General features: G+C 30.7%; 34 protein-coding genes. 17 read left to right on the top strand and 17 right to left on the bottom strand.

The window, feature by feature from the left end; all coding sequences use genetic code 11:
- Positions 1-153 precede the first annotated feature (153 nt).
- From BS621_RS01080 to BS621_RS01050, 6 genes are all read left to right on the top strand, one after another.
- Positions 154-474, top strand: a complete 321-nt coding sequence (locus tag BS621_RS01080) for a DUF3303 domain-containing protein (protein ID WP_077141511.1) — start codon at positions 154-156, stop codon at positions 472-474.
- Positions 475-556: 82 nt separating this feature from the next.
- Positions 557-961: a cupredoxin domain-containing protein gene (locus BS621_RS01075; protein WP_077141510.1), complete on the top strand. Its 405-nt coding sequence runs from the start codon at positions 557-559 to the stop codon at positions 959-961.
- A gap of 4 nt (positions 962-965) precedes the next feature.
- On the top strand, positions 966-1,535 hold the full coding sequence (locus tag BS621_RS01070; protein WP_025892063.1) for a S41 family peptidase: 570 nt from the start codon (positions 966-968) through the stop codon (positions 1,533-1,535).
- Between the two features lie 8 nt (positions 1,536-1,543).
- Complete coding sequence (locus BS621_RS01065) at positions 1,544-1,756, top strand: hypothetical protein (RefSeq protein WP_025893796.1); 213 nt, start codon at positions 1,544-1,546, stop codon at positions 1,754-1,756.
- A gap of 46 nt (positions 1,757-1,802) precedes the next feature.
- Positions 1,803-2,111, top strand: a complete 309-nt coding sequence (locus BS621_RS01060; RefSeq protein WP_077141509.1) for a hypothetical protein — start codon at positions 1,803-1,805, stop codon at positions 2,109-2,111.
- 390 nt (positions 2,112-2,501) lie between these two features.
- On the top strand, positions 2,502-2,669 hold the full coding sequence (locus BS621_RS01050) for a hypothetical protein (RefSeq protein ID WP_025890976.1): 168 nt from the start codon (positions 2,502-2,504) through the stop codon (positions 2,667-2,669).
- Here the strand turns inward: BS621_RS01050 and arsB are convergent.
- Entirely contained in the window at positions 2,659-3,669 is a 1,011-nt protein-coding gene (gene arsB, locus BS621_RS01045) for an ACR3 family arsenite efflux transporter (RefSeq protein ID WP_077141508.1), read from the bottom strand. The two genes, BS621_RS01050 and arsB, sit on opposite strands and share 11 nt — an antisense overlap.
- A gap of 99 nt (positions 3,670-3,768) precedes the next feature.
- Here arsB and BS621_RS01040 point away from each other — a divergent pair, with 99 nt between their 5' ends.
- Positions 3,769-4,170: an OsmC family protein gene (locus tag BS621_RS01040; protein ID WP_077141507.1), complete on the top strand. Its 402-nt coding sequence runs from the start codon at positions 3,769-3,771 to the stop codon at positions 4,168-4,170.
- Here the strand turns inward: BS621_RS01040 and BS621_RS01035 are convergent.
- Positions 4,160-4,765, bottom strand: coding sequence for an HD domain-containing protein (locus BS621_RS01035; protein WP_077141506.1), 606 nt, complete (start codon positions 4,763-4,765; stop codon positions 4,160-4,162). The genes BS621_RS01040 and BS621_RS01035 overlap by 11 nt on opposite strands.
- Positions 4,762-5,487 (bottom strand): phytanoyl-CoA dioxygenase family protein, encoded by a 726-nt coding sequence (locus tag BS621_RS01030; RefSeq protein ID WP_077142630.1) that lies wholly within the window; start codon positions 5,485-5,487, stop codon positions 4,762-4,764. Before BS621_RS01030 ends, BS621_RS01035 begins: the two co-directional genes overlap by 4 nt.
- Positions 5,488-5,571: 84 nt before the next feature.
- On the opposite strand from BS621_RS01030, the gene BS621_RS01025 reads away from it, so the two are divergent.
- A complete protein-coding gene (locus BS621_RS01025; protein ID WP_083703276.1) occupies positions 5,572-5,997 on the top strand; it encodes a GNAT family N-acetyltransferase in 426 nt (141 codons plus the stop codon).
- On the opposite strand, the gene BS621_RS01020 is transcribed toward BS621_RS01025, so the two are convergent.
- From BS621_RS01020 to phnD (BS621_RS00985), 8 genes are all read right to left on the bottom strand, one after another.
- On the bottom strand, positions 5,978-6,934 hold the full coding sequence (locus BS621_RS01020; RefSeq protein WP_077141505.1) for a phosphonate dehydrogenase: 957 nt from the start codon (positions 6,932-6,934) through the stop codon (positions 5,978-5,980). The genes BS621_RS01025 and BS621_RS01020 overlap by 20 nt on opposite strands.
- A 10-nt stretch (positions 6,935-6,944) precedes the next feature.
- Positions 6,945-7,742, bottom strand: a complete 798-nt coding sequence (phnE, locus tag BS621_RS01015; protein WP_077141504.1) for a phosphonate ABC transporter, permease protein PhnE — start codon at positions 7,740-7,742, stop codon at positions 6,945-6,947.
- A 37-nt stretch (positions 7,743-7,779) separates the two neighbouring features.
- The gene (phnD, locus tag BS621_RS01010; RefSeq protein WP_077141503.1) at positions 7,780-8,658 is read right to left on the bottom strand and encodes a phosphate/phosphite/phosphonate ABC transporter substrate-binding protein; all 879 of its coding nucleotides are present in this window, start codon (positions 8,656-8,658) and stop codon (positions 7,780-7,782) included.
- A 32-nt stretch (positions 8,659-8,690) separates the two neighbouring features.
- A complete protein-coding gene (phnC, locus tag BS621_RS01005) occupies positions 8,691-9,476 on the bottom strand; it encodes a phosphonate ABC transporter ATP-binding protein (protein WP_025930545.1) in 786 nt (261 codons plus the stop codon).
- 224 nt (positions 9,477-9,700) lie between these two features.
- Positions 9,701-10,516 (bottom strand): phosphonate ABC transporter, permease protein PhnE, encoded by an 816-nt coding sequence (phnE, locus tag BS621_RS01000; RefSeq protein WP_077141502.1) that lies wholly within the window; start codon positions 10,514-10,516, stop codon positions 9,701-9,703.
- The gene (gene phnE / locus BS621_RS00995) at positions 10,516-11,313 is read right to left on the bottom strand and encodes a phosphonate ABC transporter, permease protein PhnE (protein ID WP_025980370.1); all 798 of its coding nucleotides are present in this window, start codon (positions 11,311-11,313) and stop codon (positions 10,516-10,518) included. The genes phnE (BS621_RS01000) and phnE (BS621_RS00995) overlap by 1 nt, the downstream gene beginning before the upstream one ends.
- 11 nt (positions 11,314-11,324) lie before the next feature.
- Positions 11,325-12,092 (bottom strand): phosphonate ABC transporter ATP-binding protein, encoded by a 768-nt coding sequence (phnC, locus tag BS621_RS00990; protein ID WP_077141501.1) that lies wholly within the window; start codon positions 12,090-12,092, stop codon positions 11,325-11,327.
- 31 nt (positions 12,093-12,123) lie between these two features.
- Positions 12,124-13,122, bottom strand: a complete 999-nt coding sequence (phnD, locus tag BS621_RS00985; RefSeq protein ID WP_077141500.1) for a phosphate/phosphite/phosphonate ABC transporter substrate-binding protein — start codon at positions 13,120-13,122, stop codon at positions 12,124-12,126.
- A 193-nt stretch (positions 13,123-13,315) separates the two neighbouring features.
- Here phnD (BS621_RS00985) and BS621_RS00980 point away from each other — a divergent pair, with 193 nt between their 5' ends.
- The 3 genes from BS621_RS00980 to BS621_RS00970 are packed head-to-tail and all read left to right on the top strand — an operon-like array spanning position 13,316 to position 14,462.
- The gene (locus tag BS621_RS00980) at positions 13,316-13,867 is read left to right on the top strand and encodes a helix-turn-helix domain-containing protein (RefSeq protein ID WP_077141499.1); all 552 of its coding nucleotides are present in this window, start codon (positions 13,316-13,318) and stop codon (positions 13,865-13,867) included.
- Positions 13,868-13,904: 37 nt separating this feature from the next.
- Positions 13,905-14,210: a DUF3764 family protein gene (locus BS621_RS00975; protein ID WP_077142628.1), complete on the top strand. Its 306-nt coding sequence runs from the start codon at positions 13,905-13,907 to the stop codon at positions 14,208-14,210.
- A gap of 3 nt (positions 14,211-14,213) precedes the next feature.
- Complete coding sequence (locus BS621_RS00970) at positions 14,214-14,462, top strand: hypothetical protein (protein WP_077141498.1); 249 nt, start codon at positions 14,214-14,216, stop codon at positions 14,460-14,462.
- A 16-nt stretch (positions 14,463-14,478) separates the two neighbouring features.
- Here the strand turns inward: BS621_RS00970 and BS621_RS09340 are convergent, their stop codons facing one another.
- Positions 14,479-14,649, bottom strand: coding sequence for a hypothetical protein (locus tag BS621_RS09340; protein WP_198025613.1), 171 nt, complete (start codon positions 14,647-14,649; stop codon positions 14,479-14,481).
- A gap of 152 nt (positions 14,650-14,801) precedes the next feature.
- The gene (locus tag BS621_RS00965) at positions 14,802-15,056 is read right to left on the bottom strand and encodes a poly-A polymerase (protein WP_077141497.1); all 255 of its coding nucleotides are present in this window, start codon (positions 15,054-15,056) and stop codon (positions 14,802-14,804) included.
- 209 nt (positions 15,057-15,265) lie between these two features.
- On the opposite strand from BS621_RS00965, the gene BS621_RS09230 reads away from it, so the two are divergent.
- The 5 genes from BS621_RS09230 (at position 15,266) to BS621_RS00950 (ending at position 18,192) form a co-directional block, all read left to right on the top strand.
- Complete coding sequence (locus BS621_RS09230) at positions 15,266-15,418, top strand: hypothetical protein (RefSeq protein WP_156858198.1); 153 nt, start codon at positions 15,266-15,268, stop codon at positions 15,416-15,418.
- Positions 15,419-15,424: 6 nt separating this feature from the next.
- Positions 15,425-15,826, top strand: coding sequence for a hypothetical protein (locus BS621_RS00960; protein ID WP_077141496.1), 402 nt, complete (start codon positions 15,425-15,427; stop codon positions 15,824-15,826).
- 96 nt (positions 15,827-15,922) lie between these two features.
- On the top strand, positions 15,923-16,090 hold the full coding sequence (locus BS621_RS09225; protein ID WP_156858197.1) for a hypothetical protein: 168 nt from the start codon (positions 15,923-15,925) through the stop codon (positions 16,088-16,090).
- Between the two features lie 216 nt (positions 16,091-16,306).
- Entirely contained in the window at positions 16,307-17,035 is a 729-nt protein-coding gene (locus BS621_RS00955; protein WP_077141495.1) for a response regulator transcription factor, read from the top strand.
- Between the two features lie 2 nt (positions 17,036-17,037).
- Entirely contained in the window at positions 17,038-18,192 is a 1,155-nt protein-coding gene (locus BS621_RS00950) for a sensor histidine kinase (RefSeq protein WP_225866705.1), read from the top strand.
- A 7-nt stretch (positions 18,193-18,199) separates the two neighbouring features.
- Here BS621_RS00950 and BS621_RS00945 read toward each other — a convergent pair whose 3' ends face one another.
- From BS621_RS00945 to BS621_RS00935, 3 genes are all read right to left on the bottom strand, one after another.
- Complete coding sequence (locus BS621_RS00945) at positions 18,200-18,526, bottom strand: hypothetical protein (protein ID WP_025931724.1); 327 nt, start codon at positions 18,524-18,526, stop codon at positions 18,200-18,202.
- 79 nt (positions 18,527-18,605) lie between these two features.
- A complete protein-coding gene (locus BS621_RS00940) occupies positions 18,606-20,888 on the bottom strand; it encodes an esterase-like activity of phytase family protein (protein WP_077141493.1) in 2,283 nt (760 codons plus the stop codon).
- Between the two features lie 160 nt (positions 20,889-21,048).
- A complete protein-coding gene (locus tag BS621_RS00935; protein ID WP_077141492.1) occupies positions 21,049-22,359 on the bottom strand; it encodes a carbohydrate porin in 1,311 nt (436 codons plus the stop codon).
- Between the two features lie 351 nt (positions 22,360-22,710).
- On the opposite strand from BS621_RS00935, the gene pstS reads away from it, so the two are divergent.
- A complete protein-coding gene (pstS, locus tag BS621_RS00930) occupies positions 22,711-23,697 on the top strand; it encodes a phosphate ABC transporter substrate-binding protein PstS (protein WP_077141491.1) in 987 nt (328 codons plus the stop codon).
- Positions 23,698-23,743: 46 nt separating this feature from the next.
- On the opposite strand, the gene chrA is transcribed toward pstS, so the two are convergent.
- Entirely contained in the window at positions 23,744-24,970 is a 1,227-nt protein-coding gene (gene chrA / locus BS621_RS00925; RefSeq protein ID WP_077141490.1) for a chromate efflux transporter, read from the bottom strand.
- Positions 24,971-24,996 lie beyond the last annotated feature (26 nt).

Raw genomic sequence — 24,996 nt, 5'->3', positions numbered from 1 at the left:
GTGGTCTTACTTTTAAAGTCTTCAAAACTAAACTGGGTAAAGCAGATTTTAATTAAAGATTGAAAGTCGATCTAAAAATCTAAATTTAAAGATAAATTAAATACTTTTTAAATTATCGTTTTTAGATTGAAACTACACTATTGAATTCTAATTATGGCTTACTATCACGTTCATGGAGTTATCCCAGATACTCTTTCGCAATCTGAAGGGTACAAACTCTTTGAACAATATATTGCTTCCGGCGCACCTAAGGATAATTTTGACGGCTTTGAATTGATAAGTAGAGTCCATGCTCCTCAAACCGGAGAAGTTTTCGTAACATGCAAAGCTGAAAGTCATCTTAAAATGGCTGAACATTTTGGTATTTGGAGAGCAAAATTTGGAGTTGAATGGAATGTACTTCCTGTTTTTAATGATGAAGAAGTTATTCTAAGAAATAAACAACTTGCTGAAGAAGTAGCAGCGATGGGATAATTTAATTGATTGACAGTCGATCTAAAATAAGGGGCAATTAGCTCCTTTTTTTTTAATATGTTTATATAAATTCCTTAAGTTTATGCGTTCACTTTTATTATTGCCTTTGCTTTTAGGTTTTTCATTTCCAGCGAATGCAAAGTCAGAGACTTACTTTATTGATGTTTCAGCAGAAAGTATAGAAAACTATATTCTTAGTGGTAAAGATAAAAATGGATCTGTAAGTGGGAATGATCCTACAGTTACTGTTAATAAAGGAGATACTATTGTTTTTAATGTTGATGCGTTTAGTCATCCGTTTTATATAAAGACTGAATTTTCTCGTGGAGGCGGTGATCAAGTAACCAAAGGGACATTATCAGGTAACCCTGGAACTCAAGATGGAAAACTATCATGGAACACAACGGGTGTATCAGCTGGGAAATACTATTATGTTTGTTCTCCTCATGCTCCTTTTGGGATGGGAGGCTCAATTATTGTTGAATAAATAAATGAAACGCTTACTACTCCCATTACTAGCTGCCCTCGCTTTACCAACTGCTGTTAATGCTGAAATATCTGATGAATTACATAAAAAATGTTTAGAAGCACGAGATTATGCAGGATGTGTGAAAACTAATAAAAAACTATCTCATAAAAAAGATAAGGAAATATCAGGGATTGGAATAAGGCTTTTTCTCAATAGTGACACTGCTGAATTAACTATTCAATCTGTAATAAATGATTCACCTGCTGCTTCAGCTGACATTAAACCAAATGATGTAATCATAAAAATAGATGGCAAATCAACTAAAGGAATGGGTATAAATGAAGCTGTTTCTCTCATAAAAGGACCAAAAGATAAGCCAATTAAATTAGTTTTATCAAGAATTAATGAGGCAGGTAAAAAGGAAAAAATAAATGTTCGATTAGTAAGAGATACTTTTAAAGTCTCAACAAAAGACTATTTATATGAAGGTGATTTAAGGAGGCAATTAGAGTTTTTCTTTCCAGAAAATATAAAACAGATTTTTCCAGAAAATGATTCCTCGTCAAAGCTCAAAAAAGGAACTTCAATTTAAATTTCTGAATGAAACGCATACTCCTAGTTGAACTTTTATTAGTTTTAATTACCATAATTTATGTTTCTCTAAACCCAATTTCAAGAATTTATATTGCTGATTATTTAGAAAAGATATCCTTATTTTTATTTAAAACAGTAAGTGAAGAAGATTTAAATAAGTGGTATGAGAAAAGAGATAAGTATGAATTACTTGAGAAATTAGGAGGAACTGCTTATTGATTGACAGTCGATCTAAAATTGGAGGGTATAAAAACCCTCTTTTTTTATGACTGCTCAAAATTTCATGAATGTTGTTCGATTTAAATTAAAGTCTGATTGTGTAGATAAGTATTTCGAAGTAATAGATAAAACAAGTTTTGAGGGGATGACTCAAAGATATATCGCTAAAACTGGAAATTATGATTACTGTTTTGTTGGGATCTGGAAAAGTGCAGAAGCTATTTCAGCTCAAAGACCAGCTATGATTGCTCACCTTGATGAGGTTAGAGGATTTATGGAAGAGTTGTCTCCAGAACTTGGTGTTACTGACCCTGTTTCAGGAAATATTGTTTCTAAAGTTGGATATCACGATTGACAGTCGATCTACCATAATTAGCATTTAGCTCCTTCTCAACCTCTTTGAGTTCCTCTCAATAATTCTCGTAATTTTAACCTAAGACTAAAAATGAAATCAGGTTCAGAAAACCAACTATCTTTATCTGTTATTTCTACAGTTTCGTTTAAAAATTTAGCGGAAGAAGTCAAAGAATTTGCAATAATTACTTTTGATTTTGGACTTGAGTAAATAAATCCAATAATTAACACAATTAAAAATATGGACCCTTTAACTTTAAGTGATTTAATAAATTCTTTTTTTAAGTAACCCAAAATAATTTAAAAATTAAATTTATTTTAGGAGTTGATATTTAAAGACAGATTAAATTGACAGTCAATCTAAAATAAAAAAAGTGATAAGTTTTTAAAAATGAGTAAATTTTCCTCTCAGGAAATTGAAAGTCAATATAACTTAATAAAAACGCTTTTATCTGATCCTGAAAAGTATAAAGATGCTTTAGATGCAATTAAAAAAGATATTGCTTATATGCCACTAGAACTAAAGAAAAAACTTGAAGAAGAGAATATTACTTTATAAATAATATTTTGGAAGACTTAGAAATATTTACTAAATAAAGCATCAAAGGAACTTCTACTAGTACCCCAACTATAGTGGCTAAAGCAGCTCCTGAATTAATCCCAAAAAGAGTTATCGATACAGCTACTGCAAGTTCAAAAAAGTTTGAAGCTGCTATGATCGATCCTGGACAGGAAATAGAATACTTTTGCCTAAAAAACTTCATTGAAAAAGCAGTTAAATAAAAAATAAAAAGAGTCTGTATTATTAATGGAATTGAAATTAAGATTATATGAATAGGATTTTGTAATATAGATTTTGATTGAACAAAAAATAATAAAAAGACTGTAAGAATTAAAAAAAACAACGAATAACTTTTACTTTTATTCAAAATACTTTTTATTCTTTTTTCGTTATGGATTCTATTTTTTAAAAATATCGCTAGAAAAAGTGGTACCAAAATAAAGATTATTACAGAACCGAAAACAGTATCTAACGGGATATCTATACTATTAAATCCTAAAAGAATTTTTGACAATAATGGAAAGGCTAAAATTAATATTAGATCATTAATAGCTACTTGTATTAAAGTAAATAAAGGATCGCCTTTAGCTAGATTACTCCAGACAAAAACCATTGCTGTACATGGTGCTATTCCTAATAGAATCATTCCAGAAATATATTCTTTAGCAAGTACAGGATCTATCAACTTACCATATAAAAAATATAAAAAACAAGCTGCGATGATTGCCATTGAAACTGGTTTTATTAACCAATTAATAAAAAGGATAATAGAAAATCCTTTAATCTTATATTTCAAATTTATTATTGACTTGAAATCTATTGATAACATCATTGGGAAAATCATTCCCCAGATAAGAATTGCTATTGGAAGATTTATTCTTGAGAGTTCTAATCCCCCTATAAATTGAGATAAATTAGGAAATAAATAACCGGATAAAGATCCAATACACATTGCTATGAAAACCCAAATACTTAGATATCTATCAGAAAATTGCATTTAAAATTTTTTAATCAATTATTAAATTTAGCAAAATTTTTTGGCCTTAATCTTAAGTTAATTTATCCATAATAAGCTCTTAATAATAACTATTTTTATATGTCAATTAAGGCGAAATATGTAGGTGAATTTGAGAGTGAAATTATCCTTGAAAATCATTTAAAAATAAAAACAAATTCGAATAGAAATTTACATGATTCTTGCGAACAGACTAAACCCTCAAATCTATTGTCTGCATCTTTAGCTTCTTGTATTTCAACAACTCTTGGAATAATTCTAGAAAAGAATAATATTGAATCAAAAAGTTTTTATGTTGATATTATCTCTAAAAGTGATGTTCAAAATAATAAAATTTCAACCTTGCATTGTAAAATATGCCTTCCACTTATTAAGAAATTAAAAATAAAGAACTTTATAAAAGAAAAAATTGAATCATCATTCATAAGCAATTCTCTTAAAGAATCTATAAATATAAGCTATGAATATATTTTTAATAGATAGCTAATCTTTCGGCAACAATCATTTCTTTATAAGTATCTAATTCTTCAACTTCTTTTAGAGAAACTTTTCCTCTATCATCCCATTTTCTTAATCGAACTGCATCTTTGAAGTATTTATTATTTTCTAGTTCATTAATCTCTTCTTTATTTAAAGCACCACCTTGCACCTGAAAACTATTTTTAGATGCTTTAGATAAACTTTCATAATAAGAATTATCGATTGAGCATAAATATCTTTTTGCTACAACGTGTAAGCGAATACTTTCTGTAATTTCTTCAGAGAAAAAATCTTTTAAAAAATTTGAAGCAATATTTTCATGGTTAAGATCTTTTTTTAAGAAATCATTTTTTGAGTCATTTTCATCGATTAGAAGATGACCTATATCGTGTAACAAAGAAGCAATTACTATATGCCTTCTGCCATCTTCAATGCGAGCGAGTGAAGCTGTTTGGAGACTATGTTGTAATTGAGTGACTGATTCATCATAATTAGTTTTTCCTTCCTCCTTAATAAAGTCAAATAATAAATCTACAAATTCATTGTTATCAGAATTTTGTAATTTGTTTTTGAAGTTTTTAATAGTTTTGTATTTCATTTAATTGCTTCTCCTTCAAAGTGACCTATTAAACTTACATATCCATCTTTAAGAGAGTTCTTTTTAAAGTCATAATAATCTTTTCTTAAATCGCCTTCAGTTTTAGCATTATAAGTAACATATAGCGCTCTTCTTGGACGACTAGATTTATTTGTTGAACTTCTGTGAGGAACAAAAGAATCAAAAAATACTGCGCCTCCTTTTTTAAGAGGTATCTTCTCCCAAACAAATTTTTCTGCGGTTAGTGAATCTATACACCCCTTTTCATCAATATTTATTATGCCCTCATTATTTCTACCTCTTGCAAATTCCAAACATCCATTATTTATATCAGAGTCATCTATAGCTAATAGCATTGTTATGTGTTTTTTCCCAAAAGGATAAGCAGGAGCATCTTGATGAGGTGCATATCCAGCTCCCCCTGGGTATTTATAATTTATTTTTTCCTTGAATAATATTGGTTCATCATCAAATAGCATAGTTAAATAATCTTTTATTGATGAACTTAAAAGAAATTCCCTAAAAGATGTATGCGAGCTTACAAAGTTTTCTGTTCTTGAAAGCACTTTACCATTAACTGTTTTTTCATAATGATGGTTAACCTCTTTAGAGTCGTTAAGTTCACTAATCCATTTTTCAATTGCCTCTAAATCACTTTGATTTATTAGGTTCTCATTAACTATAAATCCGTCATTATCGAATTTTAATTTTATATTGTTCAAAACTGATTCCACCTCAATACAAGTCTTAACAAGATATTAAACATTTATGATTAAGGTAAATTTAAGAAGAAAAGATAATTAAGAATGCCAATTTCAATTAGAAAAATATATTCTAATCAAACTATTGATATAAGGCATGAAGCTATTTGGCCAGATAAAAAAAGAGAATTTTGTCTTCTTGAAGATGATAAAAATGGGACACATTTTGGTTTATATAAACAAGAGGAATTAATATCAATAATTTCACTTTTCATGAGAGAAAATAAAGCAAGAATAAGAAAAATGGCCACAAAACCTGCTTATCAAAAAAAAGGATTTGGGTCTAAATTAATTTGTCATTCAATTTCTTTCTTAGAATTAAAAAACATAAATTATATTTATTTATTTTCTAGAAAAAAAGCCCAAATGTTTTATGAAAAATTCGGTTTTTTATCTGAAGGTGATTATTTCAAAAAAGAAAATATCTCTTATATAAAAATGTATAAAACTATTAATGATATAAAAAGTTGATAATATTTTGAGCAGCTTCTAATTCAATAAAAAGTCTAACTTCATCAACTGCGGAGCCAAGATGAGGAGTAAAAAAAGTCTTATCTCTTAAATTTAATAATTCCTGATTAATTTTTTTTGGTCGATCTTTTATCGATAAATCTTCAAATTCAAAGACATCTGAAGCATATCCTCCTATGTGCCCAGAATTAATTGCTTGTGCAATTGCACTCTCATCTACTACAGAACCTCTTGAAGTATTAATAATTAAACAATTTTTTTTTATTTTTAAAATATTTTCAAAGTTAATAAAATGGTAAGTATCGTTTTTCAAAGGTAAAAGAATAACCAAATAATCAGCCTTCTCAAAAAGATCATTTAATTCCAGATATTTGGTGTTTAGTTGTTGTTCATCTATTGAATCTAATTTTTGTAAATCATGATAAAAAAGTTTTACATTAAAACCTTTAATCTTCCTAGCTACTTCAACCCCTAATTTACCCATACCCAGAAGACAAACATTTTTCCCTTCAATCCCATTTGAGAAGAATTTTGGTTCCCAACCTTTAAACTTTTCAGATCTAACATATTCATCACCTATTAGTAGATTTCTTGATAAACCAATAAGAAGTCCCAACGTTAACTCTGCTGTTGGCGAAGCAAGTAAATCTGGGATCATTGTAAATTTAATATTTCTTTTTATGCACTCTTCCAAATCAATATTGTCAAATCCTCTTAGTGCTCCAGAGATGATCTCTAAATTTTTTGAATTATCTAAAAAGTTTTTATCAATCCTATCGGGCATGAATACCATCACACCATGTGCATCTTTACATAAGAACTTTAATTTTTTATAAGTTAGAGGTTTATCATTTTGGTTACTAATTACTTCAAAATTTTTTTCTAATAACTCAATAACTTCAGTATGAACTTTATTGGAAATAACAACCTTCTTCATTTAATGAGAATTATTCAGATACTGATTTCCTGAGATAGTTACTCATGCTATCTAATACAGTTACTACGACTAAAACTACTATTAATAAAGCTGATACTTGAGCATAATCCATTATCCTCAAAGCACTTATGATCTCTAAACCTATACCACCAGCCCCTACAGCGCCCACAACCATTGAAGCTCTAAAGTTGTATTCCCATCTATAAAAAGTTACATCAGCCATAGCAGGAAAAACTTGAGGAAGAATGCTATGCACAATAACTTGTAGATCACTTGCGCCAGAAGCTCTAGCTGCTTCTATAGGTTCCTTGTCACAAAGCTCAATAGCTTCAGAATAAAATTTACCTAACATTCCAACAGAATGAAGACCTAATGCCAATGTCCCCGGTAGAGCACCAAAGCCAATCATTGCAACTAGAATAATACCTAAAATTAATTCAGGAACAGCTCTTGTGACGTTTAAAATTAGTGTCGCTAAGTTGTAAACAATTGGATTTATAGTTGTATTTCTTGCAGCAAAAAAACAAAGAAGTAAAGATAAAAAAACAGAAATCGAAGTTCCTGCGATACTCATTGCCAAAGAGTCTATTAAAGGTTTAAACCAAGTTCCAGCTCTTGAGAAATCAGGAGGAAACATTTCCGGCAGTAATTTTAAAACTGCCGGAATACCTGTACTTATCCTTTCAAAATCGAAAAGACCTACAACTGCTAAAGAAGAAAATACAAATATCAAAATTATGAGAACCCTGAAAAATTGTTTTTTCCAAGTCCTCCTTTCGACCTCTAAAATTCTCTTAAATTTATCCATTTAATAATTTTTTTATTTGCATTTTTAAAGTGATTTTTTACTTAACAAACTTAGAAAGATCAAGACCTAGAAGTTTGCCTGCTTTTCTAATACCGTCATAATCACTATCAGTTATAGATGCGAAACCATCAGCGTTAAAAGGTTTCAGGACTTTGTCACTATCTAGATCTAAGAAAGTAACTCTTATTTTTTCTTTTAATTCAGGAGATAAAGTTGAACGCATTGTCCATGGATATTGAGGAATGGGAGAAGATTGAGCAATAGTTGTTACTTTAGAAGGGTCAATAACTCCTTTCTTCTTTAGGGATTTAAGAATCGGACATGCCATTCCTCCTGCTTGAGCATTTCCATTTTGAACTGCTAAGGCAACAGCATCATGTGATCCTAGAAAAACTCCTTGAAAATCCTTGCCTTTAGTAAGTCCATTTTCAGCAAGAGTTAACTCAGGGAATAATCTACTAGAGGTTGAAGCTGGATCTCCAAGAGCAAAAGTAGTACCCTTGATATCATCAAAACTAGTAACACCTTTTTTAGTGTTTCCAATTATGCAGGAATTATAAGTCTTAGTTCCTCCTTTGATCCTTGCTGCAAAAGGTTCAATATCACTTACTGCTTTAGCTAAAACATAAGATAAAGGTCCAAAGTAAGCTAAATCCAACCTATCGTTTCTAGCTGCTTCAATCATTGAAGAATAATCAGTAGTAACAACTAACTCTATTTCCTTATCAAAGGCTTCAGTTAAGTAATCTTTTAGACCTTGATTATCTTGGATAACGGTTGCAGCATTTTCATCAGGAATTAATGCAACAATTAACTTATCAGGATCAGCACTTGGTCCAGCATTTTTCGTAGAGCATGCCGAAGTAAGCGCCACAATAGAAATAGTAAAAACGCTTAAAAGAGATTTAAGTTTCATTTTTTTGTTTAAGTTTTTTTAATGAAGTGGTTTTAAACCATTACCACTTCATTTGAGGTAAAATTTGCTTCTTCTGTTATTGGTGAAGATGAATAAATATTTTTTAAAATCTCGTCTGAAAGTTGATCTGATTTACCATTAAAAACTATTTTCCCATGACTTAAGCCAATAATTCTATCTCCATATTCTTTAGCAAAATCAACTTGGTGAAGACTAGTTAATGCGGATATATTATCTTTCTTACAAATATCTTTCAGCATCGATAAAACTTGATGGGAAGTTTTTGGGTCAAGACTAGCTATTGGTTCATCTGCCAAAATCAACGAAGGATTTTGAGCTAAAGCTCTAGCAATTCCTACTCTTTGTTGTTGTCCTCCGCTTAATTCTTTTACTTTTACAAGCGCTTTGTCTAAGAGGCTAACTCTATCTATGCAATCGAGAGCAAGTTCTTGATCAAATTTTGGAAGAGGTAAAATGCTTCTAAATAGTGAATGAAATCCAAGTCGACCAGTTAAAACATTTTGGAAAACAGTATTTCTCTCAATCAACTGATGTTGTTGAAATATCATCCCAGTTTTTTTTCTTAAATTCTGAAGATCTTTTTTATTTCTTATTTTTCCTAAATCAAAAAAATCTAACTCTCCTGAAGTTAATGGATTCAATTGATTGATTGTTCTTAGCAAAGTTGATTTACCTGCCCCAGAAGACCCAAGAAGGACTACAAATTCACCTTTATAAATATCTAAGTTTATGGATTTTAAAGCTAGGCTCTCTCCATATTTGACATTAATATTTTTTAAGGAGAGCTTATTATTCACTAAGATTTAATCAATTAAATCTATTTAATACTGATTTGATTATCTTTTTTTTAACTTTAAATTAATAAAAGGTTAAGCGAAATAAAGGTTGATTTAAATTGTAAAAACTATTACTTTTTCTTTTTTTGAAATGAGTCAGATATAAATTTGTAAAATTTGCTATGACTAATAAGATAAGTAAGAAAGTATTTAGCTCCATTAAACAAAATAGTATTGAATCTATTCTATAGAATAAATCTCCTTATTTTTGCTGTAATCCATTCACTAAAAACAACCGCTACTACTATTGCTAATAAAATAACTGATACCTTAGCCCAAGCTAAGTCTCCTATTTGAGCATCTAATTCTATCCCTATACCTCCTGCTCCAACTAAGCCAACAACAGTTGCTTCTCTAATATTTATATCCCACCTATAAATAGAAATACTCGTAAATGCTGGGAGAATTTGAGGCACTATGCCAAAGGTCATAATTTGTGCTTTATTTGCCCCTGTTGCCTCAATAGCTTCAATTTGGTTTTCATCAATTTCCTCTATAGCTTCATAAAGTAATTTTCCACAAAATCCAATCGATCTTAATCCGATAGCAATTATGCCAGCCAAGACTCCGGGACCGACAACTGCAACAAGAAGTAATGCCCAGATTACTGAATTAATTGATCTGCTTGAAACTATGCAAAATAAGGCTAAAGGTCTTAAAAACTTTTTACTTGGGGTAGTATTGTTTGCAGATAAAAAAGCTAATGGTATTGCAATTAAAGTTCCAATCGTTGTACCAATAGTCGCGATATTTAAAGTATCCCAAATAGGTTTTATTAAATTTAAGAAATAATTAGTTTCTGGAGGAAACATCCTACCTAAAAGATCTAAAGCCTCATTATGTGAATCAAATACATAAAACCAGATTGTTTTACTACTAATCAGACCGAAACAAAAGCTAAAAATTAAAGTACCTAAGAACCAACAAAGCCAGTTTTGTAAATCTCTTTTTCGATCAAATTTTTTCCAGGTTTTGTAATCCTTTTGTTTTATTATTGGCATTACTTTATTAATTTCCTGAGATGACTAGATGTATATTCAACAATCATCACGATAGAAATAATTACGATAAGAACAGCCGCTGCAGTCTCAAATTCATATCTATCAAAAGCTGTATTTAAGGTAGAACCAATACCTCCTCCCCCAACAATTCCAATTACCGCAGACTCTCTAAAATTAATATCCAATCTGTATAAAGATAATCCAATAAATCTTGGCATAACTTGAGGCTGGACACCATAATTAACCCATTGAAACCAACTGCTGCCGGTAGATTTGATTGCTTCAGCTTGGGATTTATTTATGTCTTCAATATCTTCAGATAATAATTTAGCGAAAAACCCTATTGTCGATAAACTCAAAGTTACCATCCCAGCAAAAGGTCCAAAACCCATTAACTTAACAAAAAATATTGCTAGGATAACTTCCTGAAAACTCCTCGACAATGTGATAACTCCTCTTGATAAGAAATAAACAAATTTAGGAGCTATGTTTTTAGCCGCCCCTAAGGATACAGGTATAGAAATAAGTATCCCCACAATAGTTGCAACAATAGTCATCCATAGACTTTCAAAAATACCTGCCAAAATCTCATCAGATCTAGTTATAAAATCTGGAGGGAAAAAAGCAAATATAAAATTTTTACCCCTTGGGATCCCTTCAAGAATTCTTTGCCAATCAATTTCGGTAGTTAGGAAAACAGATAATAAGTAAGTACTAATTAGCAAAATTAATCCAATTCTTAATAACCTATTTTTTATTAACGGTTTTCTTTTCCAAATTACTTTCTTATCATTCATTTAATATATTCCTAATTTGCTACAGTTTTAGACCAGTCTTCTTCTCCATATATTTTTGTAAGTATTGTCTCTGATAAGCCACTTGGCTTGCCATCGTAAACAATTTCTCCAGCTTTTAAACCTATTATTCTTTCTGCAAAATTCTTAGCAAGAAAAACATCATGAATATTTATAATCGCAGCAAGATTTCTTTCCTTACATAACTCGCATATTAATCGCATAATTTGCCTGGAATTTTTGGGATCTAAACTAGCTGTAGGTTCATCTACTAAAAGTAACATTGGATTTTGTATCAAAGCTCTAGCAATTCCTACTCTTTGCCTCTGCCCTCCTGACAATTCATCGGCTCTTTTATCAAGCATATGCTCTAGTCCAATTCTTTGAAGCAGACGGAATGCTTCTTCAATATCTTTTTGAGGAAATTTCCTGAAAAAACTATTCCAAAATCCTACGTAACCTAATCTGCCGGAAAGGACATTTTCCATTACACTTAATCTTTCTACCAAAGCAAATTCCTGGAAAATCATTCCAATTTGTCTTCTTATTTTTCTTAATTTAGATTTATTTAAAGAAGTAATGTCATTTTTTTCATTAGCGAAATAAACTTTCCCTGAAGTGGGCTCAACTAATCTATTTATTGTTCTAATAAAAGTACTTTTACCAGCACCTGAAGGACCGATAAGAGCAACTACTTGCCCATTAGGAATTTCTAGGTTTATTCCTTTAAGAGCCTCTTCTCCATTTGGATAAACCTTTTTGAGGTTTATTGTTTTAAGCATTAAGTCTGATTTTATTTATGATTAAAAATTTTTATTTGCAATCATAAACAACACCATTAGCCTTATCTATTTTTCTAATAACGTCCCAATCGTGCTTGTGACTTATTGAAATGAATCTATCAGCCTTTTTAAATTCTTTATCTAATGTTGAATTATCCCAGTTATAGGTGTAAAAAGCTTGCTTTACTTTTGCAACTACAGCTGGATGTAGATTATGAGCATGAGCATAACCTGTCGTTGGGAAGGTTTGGGATTTATAAATAGTTCTTATTTTAGAAGAATCAACAACACCTCTTGCATCCATTCTTGTAAGAACTGAGTTAGCAATTGGTGCTACTTCATAATCTTTGTTTGCAACACCCATTATTGAATTTTGATGCTTGCCAGAAAAGACTGGGGTGAAATCTTTATTTGCCTCAAGACCAAATTCTCCTTTAAGGATGGCCGATGGTGCTTTAAATCCTGAATTAGATGTCTTAGATGTAAATGTAACTTTTTTACCTTTTAAATCTGCAGGAGAATTAATTGGACTATCAGAAGGAACAATAATTTCCATTTCATAACCGTAAGATAAATCTTTTTTAGCCATCATTCCAAATGGAACTGCTCCTGCACATGCTGCTGCCACTGTATTGCTTCCAGTATTAATTCCTGCTACATGAAGACGTCCAGATCTCATTGCCTCAACTTGAGCAGCATAAGATTGAACTGGTAAGAAAGTGACTTTTTTACCAGTCACCTTAGACATATGTATTACAAAATCTTCCCAAACTTTTGCATAAACGGAGGGGTCTTCAACAGGTGTATATGAGAACACAATGGTTTCAGGATCTATCCATTCATCTTCGGAAAGGGGTAGGTCTGCGAGAAAATCTCCATCTCGATCACAATATTTGCTGTCAACAGTATTATTTGGATTGCAATCAGATAAATCTAAATCTCCAATTAAATCATTTGATTTGTTCCCACAACTTGAAATACTTGCACTGATTATTGATAGCCCTAAGACTATCTTTAAAAAATTTCTCATTAGTGTTGAATTTATTCTCCATGTTTAACTTGCTCTAAAGAGATTAACTTTTTCCCAAAAAGAGTTTAAATTCTGATTAATTTTTTTATTTTGAGTTAGTCAATTTTTAATCAGATTTGACCAGGGAATTAAATAATTTTTAATTTATTTTTAACTTTATAAATTTAGGGTGAAAGCACTTTAAGAAATAAACATGATAATTCCTGAAAAGCAAAATATAGACTTTAACAACAATACAATCCTAGAAGTCAAATCAGGAATATTAATAATGGAATCAAAAATTAAGAATAAGAAAAATATTGTTGGGATAATAAATGAAAATGATGTAATAAATTTGACATTATGTAACTACGAAAATATTAAATTAATTGCGTTGACAAATTGCGAAATTAAAACAATTAAAAGAGGGCTATTTTTTTCATCTACAGACTTATTAACAAAAAGTCTAAAAAGAATTGATCAATTGGAAAAACTTTTATTAATAAGGGATATAAAAAAATCAGAAGAAAAACTAAAAGAATTTCTTTTATACTTATCCTCAATAATTGGCTTAAAAAAAGATAAACATATTTATCTAAATTTAAAAGAATTTAATTTTACCCATAAAATTATCGGTAATTCTATTTCTTCAACAAGAGTAACCGTAACGAGAAATTTAAAAATACTAGAAAAAAAAGGTTGGCTCAAATTTAAAAAAAAAGGTATTTTAATTCCGTTTAAAGATAATTTACCAAACCTTAATTAAACAGACTTATTTTATGGCTACAAATAATATTTTTATTATGTCTTGTTCCATAACCTCAGTTTTTACTTTTAAAATTGAAAGCACTTTCGATGAATGGGTAGCAATATTTGATAGTGCGGAAGCTGATAAAAGACATTCTGAATTTCTTATTCAGCCACTTTTTAGAGGAGTAAGTAAGGAAGATCCTCAAAAAGTTATTGTTATTCATCAAGCTCCAGAAGGTAATGTTCAAAAGTTTGTGGAAGCTAATGGTGACTTGATGGCAACTCATAGAGTTGACCTTTCAACAATGGAAGAATCATCTTGGACTTCTTCAGCAACAACGGAAAGTTGTTGTGATTAAAAAATGAAAAGACTACTATTCCCACTACTAGCTCTCTCAACTATTTTCCTTGCGAGTTGTACTAGTAACTCAAACAAAATAGGTACTCAAAAGGTTTCTGAAACCCAAAAGCAGAGAGAAGTTTGTCTAGATTGGTATGGCTACAGAATTGATACCAAGAAAGCAATTAATGATTTAAATCTAAAAATTAAAACCGAATCAGAATTAATGGCTTACTGTGATTTCTTCAAGAATGTAGCTGATACAAAATAGATTTTTACAAAAGAATTTATTTTTTGGTGTCTTGCGATCTCATTTCTTTTTGTGCTTCCCTAATTCTTTCTTCAAAGACTGATCTTCTATATGGAGTAACTTCTCCATTTTTAGTTGCCAAGATTTGGGCTTCATAAAGCCTCTTGGCTTTTGTAATTTTTTCTCTTATTTGAGAGAGCTCATTCATGATCTTATGCAGTTAATGAGAATCCCGTTCCCTATTCTCATATCATGCGTCCAAATAAATTGGATGAACGTAGAAGTAAACTAACATTAAAAAAAGAAGTTCGGATTTAAGATATATTTAAAAAATCTTTAAAAGTAGTTTTTAATAAAATTTTAAATAGAAATTTTATCTAGAGGTAAAATATTATGGGCCTCAATTGAGTCCAAATGAATTTCATTCTCTGCATCTTTATACAATCTTCTTGATTGTGGTGATTTAAGGGCGTTATTGTAATTTTCAATAAATTCCGAATCATCCAAAATAGATTTATTTTCTCTTTTAAAACTTTCTTTATAAGAATATTTGATATGCCCTATTTCTTGGGCTTGATTTGAGTTTTTGGGAGAAGGTGAATTTTTTATAATCATTTATTATTTTTTTTATATGATTGTCTTCAATATTTAAGGCGTAAAAATATAAAAGACTTATATAAATTAAGATTATTGGATTAAGAAGTTATTAAGTAAAAAATAAATTTGTTTAAAAAATTTCTAAATTAAATATTTTTTCTAATAGTCAAAAGTTTATTTAATAAGAATTTAATTCAAAGTTAACAATAGACACTTAAAAAATAAATATGAATAAGATTCAACTTGTTAATTTCATTACTTTTTCAATTCTTGAAAGTAAAAGAGTTGAAGACAGATTATGTAGAAAAGAAATTTATAGCTATCTTACCCAACTAAATAAAAAACAATTAAAAGCAATTACAAGTGAATTTATCATCTAAAAAATCATGAAAAAGCTACTGGTTTTATTTATCCTTATTATTACTTCTTGCAGTACAAAAGATGAATTATCCATTACCCAAGATGATTTATCTATTACAAAAGATGAAATTTCGATCACGAAAGGTGAATCATCCATTACTGATGAAAAAAAATTATTTTATGTAACTAAAGAAACTGCTGTTCGTCTTTGTGGAGGTAAATCCAGAATAATTGAAAGTGAAAATGAAGAAATCATCAAAATAGAAGTCAAAGATTTTTCAAATGTTGAAAAAGAAAAATTTGTTCAATTTACTCTCGTTGAGACAGATAGAAAAGGTGGTAAATATAGAATTGTTAATTGTTATCCAAATAAAGATCCGAAAAAATCGGTAATTAAAACAATCAAGATTAATTACAAGTTAAATTAGTGCTATGTTAACTAGATCAAATGAAAATATTTAAATGAGATTTAAAGCTGCTTTAAACTAAATAATCTAGAAAAAAGAGTAGAAATAATTTTTTTTATGCATCCGAGCAAAGTAGTCAAAGATCCAAAAATCAATGATACTTATTACGATCCAGATGTTGATAAGCTTTATCAATATGTAAAAATTGGTGATTTTCCGCCAGAATGGGTAGTAACAAATATAGATGAAGATGACGATTATTATTACACTTCGATGGGATATTAGTTTTAATATCTATTATTAAATTCAATAAATTTGTCTCTTTAATATTTTGTGTGAGGAAGATTAAAGAGACAATCTAAATATAGATAAAAGGGTTTAAGGGAAAATTAACAAGGAAATAAGATTAAATGAAAAAGATAATAATTCAATGTAAATTAATTATGAAATAATTAGATCAAATAATTTTGATTATATAAAATAAAATTGTTGGAACTTTAAATGGCTATTAAAGATCATAAAAGTTTGCAAGACTCAAGAATTCTTCTTGTAGAGGATGATAAGAGTATTAGGCTTACTGTCAGTGAAACCTTGATCAGCGAAGGTTTCAAAGTATCAAGTTTCAAAGACGGTTTAAGTGCCTTAGATTTTATTAATAATGATATTAAAAAAGATGTTGACCTAATAATTCTAGATTTAATGTTGCCAGGACTAAATGGATTAGAGTTATGTAGAAAAATAAGAAATGATGAAGACTATACACCCATACTAATTTTGAGTGCTAAAGATAATGAATCAGACAGGGTTCTTGGATTAGAGGTTGGTGCAGATGATTATTTAACAAAACCTTTTGGTTTAAATGAATTAATTGCTAGATCTAGAGCATTAATAAGAAGATCTAAACGTAATAAAAAATATATAGAAAACTCAAAAACTGTTCTCGAGTTTGATCATATAAAAATGTTCTTGGAAGAATGTAGGGTAACTTCTTTTGATAGAGAAATAACATTATCTCCAAAAGAATTTAAATTATTAGAGTTATTTATGAAAAATCCAAAAAGAGTATGGTCAAGGGATTTAATACTTGAAAAAATATGGGAAATTGACTTTATTGGTGATACTAAAACTGTAGATGTTCATGTTAGGTGGCTCAGAGAGAAATTAGAGGAAGATCCCTCAGCTCCAAAGTTTCTTAAAACTGTTAGAGGTTTTGGCTATAAGTTTGGATGAAAATGAAAACACTACAAGAAGTATTATTTTTTTTACATCAGAAATGGAAAATAAAAGTCAAGCATTTTTCTCAATCAAAAGAAAAAAAATTTGAAGTTGATAAAAATAAGTATAAAAAAACTATTGATTTCCCATTTGATAAAATTAGACCTCAAGAAGTGTTGTCTTGGTTAGATTATTCATCGCAAGGGTGGATTATCTTATCATCTGATCTGACAATAAAATTTATCAATCAGAAAGCATTATCTCTTATTAGGATTATCAAATATAAAGATGTTATTGGAAAAGCAATTAATGATATTAATGAGCTTGAAGTACTTAGTAATAAAATTTTATATTTAAGAAAAAAAGATTTCCCATTCAACCTTGATTTCACAATTGCGGGAGTACCCATTTCGGTAAATATTGTTAGAGGAAGAAAAAAGAATTATTTAATATTATTGGAAAGTAAATTATCAATTGAATCGATAAAAAAACGACAAAATCAATTAATTAATGATGTGTCTCATGAACTGAAAACCCCTCTTACATCACTTATCTTAATTGGGGAAAGACTTGAATCAGTAGTATCAAAAAAGGATAGGTATCTTGTTAAGAGACTTAAGAAAGAGTCAAAAAGATTAAGAAAAATGGCCGAAGAGACTTTAGAGCTTTCTAAGCTAGAAAGTAGTGAAGATTTTAATAAAAACAAAAAAATATCTATTTCAGATTTGATTATGGAATCTTGGCAAACAATAAAACCGCTCGCAGAAAAAAAGGATATAAAAATAAATTTATTTTCTCCAACAAAATATTATATATCTGGGGATATTGAAAATTTAAAAAGAGCATTTATAAATATTTTAGATAACGCTATTCGTTATTCCCCAACAAAAGAGAGCATACAAATTGAAATTTTTAAGAGAGATAGCTCTGTTGTTATAAGAGTTAGAGATAAAGGTATTGGATTAGAAGAAAATGAATCAAATGACATTTTTTCTCGTTTTTATCGTGGGGATCCATCAAGGACTAAATTTAAGAAAAGTGGAAGTGGTTTAGGTCTTTCAATTACAAAAAAAATAATTAATAACAATAAAGGTTTTATAAAGGCATTTAATCATAAAGATGGTGGAGCGATTATTGAAACTATCTTTCCGTGTCTTAATACAGATTTATAGGGAAAATTTAAAAAATATTAGGACATGATTTTTCTGCAATAAATTTTTTTAAATTCAAAACCCCTTCTCTTGTAAAAAGAATGCTTCCTTCTTTGGAGTCATCTGCCCAATAAGAATCTCTTTTGCCAATAGCTAACCAAAGCCTATCAGGTAATGTTGGCATGTACATACTCTCGAAAGCAGATGTTCCAATGTCATTTTCTTCTCTCATATCTTTGCATGCCTCTATCATTAGTTTGGGTCGATTTAAATAATGCCTGACACCCTGCCAATAATATTTTGTTTCAGCTTTTACTGGAGCGATGAATAAAACAATAAATAGTAGGTATTTCATGACTTGATTTTATTTAATTATAAGAATTGCAAAAAAAAAGCCACCTTATATAAAAGGTGACTTGAATTAGTAGTTTTAACTAGATTTTTCCAATATTTAGGAAAAGAGTTTCACCAGTTGATTTCTTTCCAGTACCGTCGTTGTCAGTTGAAATCCATGCTTGTCCGTCGTTTGTGATTGCTAAACCTTCAACCTTTTCAAGGATAAAACCACCAGTAGATTTCATTACTGGTTTTAGATCAGTAACTAACTCTTTTTCAACTAAGGGATAAAGTCTTGGAGGAATATTAGTCTGAAGACCTTCGAAAATGACATCATTTAAATCTACTTTATATATAGCTTTTAATTTTGCTTTCTTACCATAGAAACTATCTCTTTCGATTACATAAAGTGCCCCTTCATGGTAAGTTAATTCTGAAATTCCAACACCGCCTTTTTTGATCCTATCTAATTGATAATTTACGGCCCCCCACTGTTTAGTTTTTAAATTATAGGAAAGGATCTTAGTAGTATTGAAAGTATCATCACCCCAAGGTTTCTGTTGAGCAACATAAAGAATGTCGCCGTTTCTTGTTATGCCTTCAAAACCAGGATTTTTAGCATAATTAAGATATGAAGGTGGTGGAGTTATCTTCTCTAAAATTTCACCATCTGAGCTTACATGGTAGATAGCAGGAGGATGTTCATTTAGCTTTTTCTTGATTCCTTCAGTAGAAATGTAAAATCCACCATTACCATCAGTAGTAATACCTTCTTGATCCATAAATAATGCAGTCTTACCATCTAGCTTTATATCTATAGCTCTTTCTAGTAGTGCTGGTGAAGATGAAGGGTCAATAACATAAATTCTTGGTTGGGTTTTAAAAGTCCCATCATTTACAGCATAAATTTTACCATCATCACCTGCAACCATTCCGCTTATCGCACCCCAAGACACAAATTCAAGGCCATTTTCATTTGTTAAATGTGGGTATGAAGCAGGTGCGTCTTGTAGTTGATAAATAGTCACATGAGAAGATAAACCAGGTTCTTTTTTGTTGTAGTCTTTTTCATTTGCTGAGGCAATTAATCCCCTCTCTGGAATTGCGACAAATCCCTCTGGTCCAATGCCTGATGGAAGTAATTGAGTAAGCAAAGGTTGATTTAGTTCTGTGATATCGTAAACAGCTACTATCCCAGCTCGTTCAGCACCAACAAATAAATAGGGCGTCCCATTAATTTTTGAATATGTAACTGACTCAGGTTCTACTCCCTTTTTACCTGCTCTCCCATCTTGGAAATGACCTATTTGTGCAATTGCTCTTTCTAGTCTATTTGCATCTTCATAAACTACTGTTCCATCTTTTTTAAAAATAGTCCAGGATCTTGAACCACCTCTTTTTGCCTGATTTGGATCAATATGCTTGTAATCGCCTTCATTTGCTGTTGCAAAATGGTCATTATCAATCCAAGTAAGACCATCGGGTTCTCTTCTTACATTCTTTAGTTTGCTTTTAAATTTATGTGCTCCATCTTTCTTTGTATCCATTCCTGCCATTTGTTTTACAACTCCTGCCGAGAAATGTGATATTACATTTCCATCTTTATCAATTACTGCAAGATGGTTGTTTTCTTGAAGAGAGACAACTGTTTCACCAAGATCATTAATAGCAACGAATTCTGGTTCGGGATCGAAAGGAGCTATTTCGGATAAGCCTGTTAAATCAACTTTTTTTATTGAATTGCATTGTATTTTTCCTCTTTTGTTTAACTTCACAAGAGAAACATAACCTGCAGGATTAATTTGAATGCCATTGTCATCTAATTGAGGGATAAATCCATTTTTATATTCTTCATCCCTCTCATTTTCTATAGCGACAGCTAGAAATGTTCCGTCTGGTGAAACAAAGACGCTATCAGGCTGCCCACCTAAATCACATTCTTTTACTGCTTTTCTTTTTTCTAAATTGTATTGAACTAATGCTCCGGAAGGATTTGTATAACTTTCAGATGTATTTGAACCTATATAGGCATTGTTTCCAAGTGCTGCAATTCCAGTTGGTTCTGCTTCCAGTTCAATAATTCCCAATGCTTTTGGCCTCGCAGGATCTGAGATATCAACTAAACCTACTACTCCTAAATCACTATCTGTATACATCAAAGTCTTACCATCTTCTGAAGCTGTAACAACTTCAGAGGATGTTTTGGTTGTAGATTTTGAGCCCTTTGGTAAATTATCGCTTACATTGAAAGAAGAAATTCTGTTGAAGTTTTTTTCATTTGCCCAATATTTGGTATTCCAATTTGCAAATCCGCTACTTGTAGAGGAGGCGAGGATTGCAAGTAATGCTGAAAAACTTGCAGCAGCTAGGGCTTTTTTCATTTAGTGCATAAGAAAAAATACTTCTTCATGTTCCCTTTAAAAAGTTAAGACAAAAAAATAGATTTATTAAGAACAATTTAAGCTTTAAAAGATATATAAATAAAAAAGACCTACCAAAGGCAGGTCTTCATGTGTGTGTAAGATTTTCTAATTTATTTAATTAGAAAGAGAATGATACGAACGCACCAGCTCCAGTAGTATCAGCAGTTGTACCTCTTGTTTCAGAAACGTAAACGAAAGGTGTAATACTCATGCTGTCGTTGATTGGATATTCGTAAGAAATATCATAGGCATAAATGTCCTCGGTACTGTCTTTCACTTGTCCATTAGTTCCAACGTTTAGACTTAATGAGCCTTCGCCTAAATCAGTACTTATACCGACAGCCCACTGAGTGGTGTCTTCCCCAGTAGTTGGATTACCAGTTTCAAAACCACCACTTAAAGTAGTTGGCATTGAATCAGGGCTATAAAAGGCAGTTAAACCGTAGTAGCTTGCAGTATCTTTATCAGAGTAAGCTGCTGTGAAACCATATACATCTGTCTCATAACCAATAGCTAGTCCATATTCGTCAGAACTTTGCTTAGTGAAAAGACCATTTGTGCCACTATCGCTAGATGCACCAATTCCAAATTCCCAACCATCGCCAAATCCAGTTGCGGCACTGAATGAGACATCACCACTTAAGTCAACAGAGTTTGCAGCACCACAATCTCCTAAATTATCAACCATGTTATTCATGGCACATGCATTAGGCCAAGTCTTGGATGCATCCATAGAATCACCAACAGCCACCGTCCAAGAACCTAATGGGAAAGTGTAGTTAATGTCGTCAATCTTTAATTCATCAGCATTAGATGAACCCCAGTCTAAACCAGTCTTGTCAGCACCAACATTTGTTAAACCATTTCCAGTCTCAATCTCAATGTTTAATTTATCTTCACCTGTGAAACTAGTATTTAAGTCAACTTCAACGATGTATTCAAACTGAACTTTATCCTTGGTAGCAGTTGCTGAATCAGTTGCACCTATTAGGAACCCTGCTGAACCACTCATACTAGTAGTTTCTGAGAAACTGCCAGCCTCCATTGTATTTACACGAGACTCTAGGCCGTCCACTCTTCCTTTCATAATTGCCAACTCAGAACCAAGCTCATCGCTTAGTCTATCTATTGCAGCTCCATTCATTAAGCCTTCACCGCCTGCAATTAGATTACTTAATTCAGCAGCAGCTTCTAAACGAGAGACTGAGTTTCCATTGAATTTTGAGCTATTTGTCAGATCCTTTAATGAATCGTAAGCCCAATCTCCTGGGTATAAGGTATCTGATTTGAAATCACCTAAAGATACTAAATTGTTAGAGTTTGTATAATCACTAAGATCTGTTGAATTGATCTCAGCTGCATTTACTGCAAAACCTGATGCCAAAGAAATGATGGCAGGAGCAGCAATTAATTTTTGAAAAAGTTTCATGAACCTCAACACGTAAAAATGGATATTAATCCAAATAAATAAAAACGAATTTAGGTTAAGAAATGGGTAAGAAATAAAGTCAAAAAGAAAGATTTAAATAGACTTTAAACTTCTCTTAAACTAAAAAAAGAATTGTCCACAAATTTTGAAATTTTATAAAGAAAAGTTAAAAACTATACTTTATTTAATCTAAAAATATTTTTAAAACCAAACGAAAAAAGGTCCATTTGATAGTTAGTTTAAGAAGAGTTTAAGGAATAATTAATTAAAAGATAAACTTTTAATTAAAGAGTATTTGTGCATGTATCCAATGCTATAAATATGAAGTCTTTACATTTAATCATGACAACCATGAACATAGCTAAGAAAGCTTTGGTTTTCACTTCTGTAGTAGCCATTGCTGCTGGTACAAGTGTAGCTGGCACAAGTGTTTCTGCTAGAACAAGATTAAGTGGTGCTGGAGCATCATTTCCTGCCAAAATTTATACTCGTTGGTTCAAAGATTTAGCCACTTCAGGTGGACCAAGAGTTAATTATCAAGCTGTTGGTTCTGGCTCTGGAAGAAAAGCATTTATTGATCAAACTGTTAACTTCGGTGCATCAGATGATCCAATGAAAGATAAAGATATAGCAAAGGTTACCAGAGGTTTAGTTCAAATCCCAATGGTTGGTGGAACTATTGCTTTCGGTTATAACTATGATTGTGATTTGAAACTTACTCAAGAGCAAGCAGTAAGGGTTGCTATGGGTATGGTTAAAAATTGGAAAGAATTAGGCTGTAAATCAGGTAAGTTAACTTGGGCACATCGTTCTGATGGATCAGGTACAACTAAAGCATTTACAAACTCTATGGCAGCATTTTCACCAACATGGACTTTAGGAACTGGTAAATCAGTTAAGTGGCCAGCAGGTGTTGGAGCAAAAGGTAATTCTGGTGTTGCAGGTGTTATTCAAAACACTCCAGGCGCAATTGGTTATGTTAACCAGTCTTACATAAAAGGTAATGTCAAAGCTGCTGCACTTCAGAATCTTTCAGGTGAGTTTCTAAAACCATCTGTAGAAGCAGGAGCTAAGGCTCTTAATGGGATTACTCTAGATGAGAATCTTGCTGGTAAAAATCCTAATCCAACTGCAAAAGGAGCATACCCTATAGCTTCATTAACATGGATACTTGCTTATGAAGAGGGTAATGGTAGAAACACTAAAGCTATCAAACAAGCCTTTAATACATTATTAAGTGATGAGTATCAAGATAAAGCTCCATCACTTGGATTTGTCCCCTTAAAAGGAGATATTCTTGAGAAGTCAAGAGCTGCTGTAAAAAGAATCGGTAAATAAACCGTAAGATAATATTTAAAAGGAGGAATTTATTTCCTCCTTTTTTTTATGCAAACATATATTTTGACAAGCCTAATATTAAAGAAAAAAGAATGAGTATGTATGTTGGAACTATTTTTAAAAAAGATAATAGTGTGGAGATTAAAACTATAAAAATAGAGCTAATTAAAAAGAATTTTGATGAAAAACTATCTTCAATTAAATTAAATCCAGAGAAAATAACTGCTCCAGGAATTGTATTGATAACTCCTTCGATAAAGTAATTAATTGATTTAATTCTGTTTTTTATAAAGCCTTTTCCAAAAACAAAAATCAATATAAAACTTGGTAAAAAAATTGCAAAAGTTGATATAAATGAATATTTTAAAGCCTCATTAATACCTCCAATTGAAAAACCTGCTTTATAACCAATAAAACTTGTAGTTAATAAGACAGGCCCAGGTGTTATCTGGCCAATCATTATTCCATCTATAAATTCATTATTTGTTAACCATCCTTGCGAGACAACATAATCACTCATAAGAGGAATGATTACTAATCCACCTCCAAAAATAAAAAGTCCCGATTTAAAGAAGAAAAAAAACAGATTAAGGTAATCTACTAAAAACTTTGAGTTTATAGACTCTCTTAAAAAATTATAAAACTTTGATACATCTAAAAAGACCGAGCTAATCAAAAATGAGGTTGTTGAAAATATAGATAAAGGGACTAAGCTATAAAAAATATTTTTGAATTTCTTTAAAAATATATTTATCAATCCTGCAATACTGAGAATTGTTATTAGTGGAAATTGAATACTATTATATTTAGCAAATATAAGTAGAAATAATATTGAGCTGGAGAATAATATTCTATCAAACTTTAATCTTTTTTTTAGTAGAACTAATGAGAATGAGAAAATTATTCCTGCAATAATAGGCGGATTAAAATAAATTAAATCTGTTAAGAATTTTGATCCAGAACCAATTTGCCAAAAAAAACTAAGAGCTAATACCGAAATGAATCCTGGGATAATGAAACTTATACCTGATATCAATCCACCAAGATAACCATTTATTTTAAGACCTATATATATTGCCAATTGAGTAGATATTGGTCCCGGAAGTATTTGGCATAATCCAATACCTTTTTCAAAAGATTGAGTTGATATCAATTTTTTATTATTTATAAGTTCATCTTCGAATAAGGAAATATGAGCATAGGGTCCTCCAAAACTTAAAATACCAATTTTTAGGAAAGTTTTTGCAAGTTGAATTAAGGATATTTTTGCCATTAAAATATTCTAATTCCTAAAAATTA

It is taken from the genome of Prochlorococcus sp. RS04 (assembly GCF_001989455.1).
Classification (GTDB): Bacteria; Cyanobacteriota; Cyanobacteriia; order PCC-6307; family Cyanobiaceae; genus Prochlorococcus_A.
This window is presented reverse-complemented; position numbering and strand designations above follow the sequence as displayed.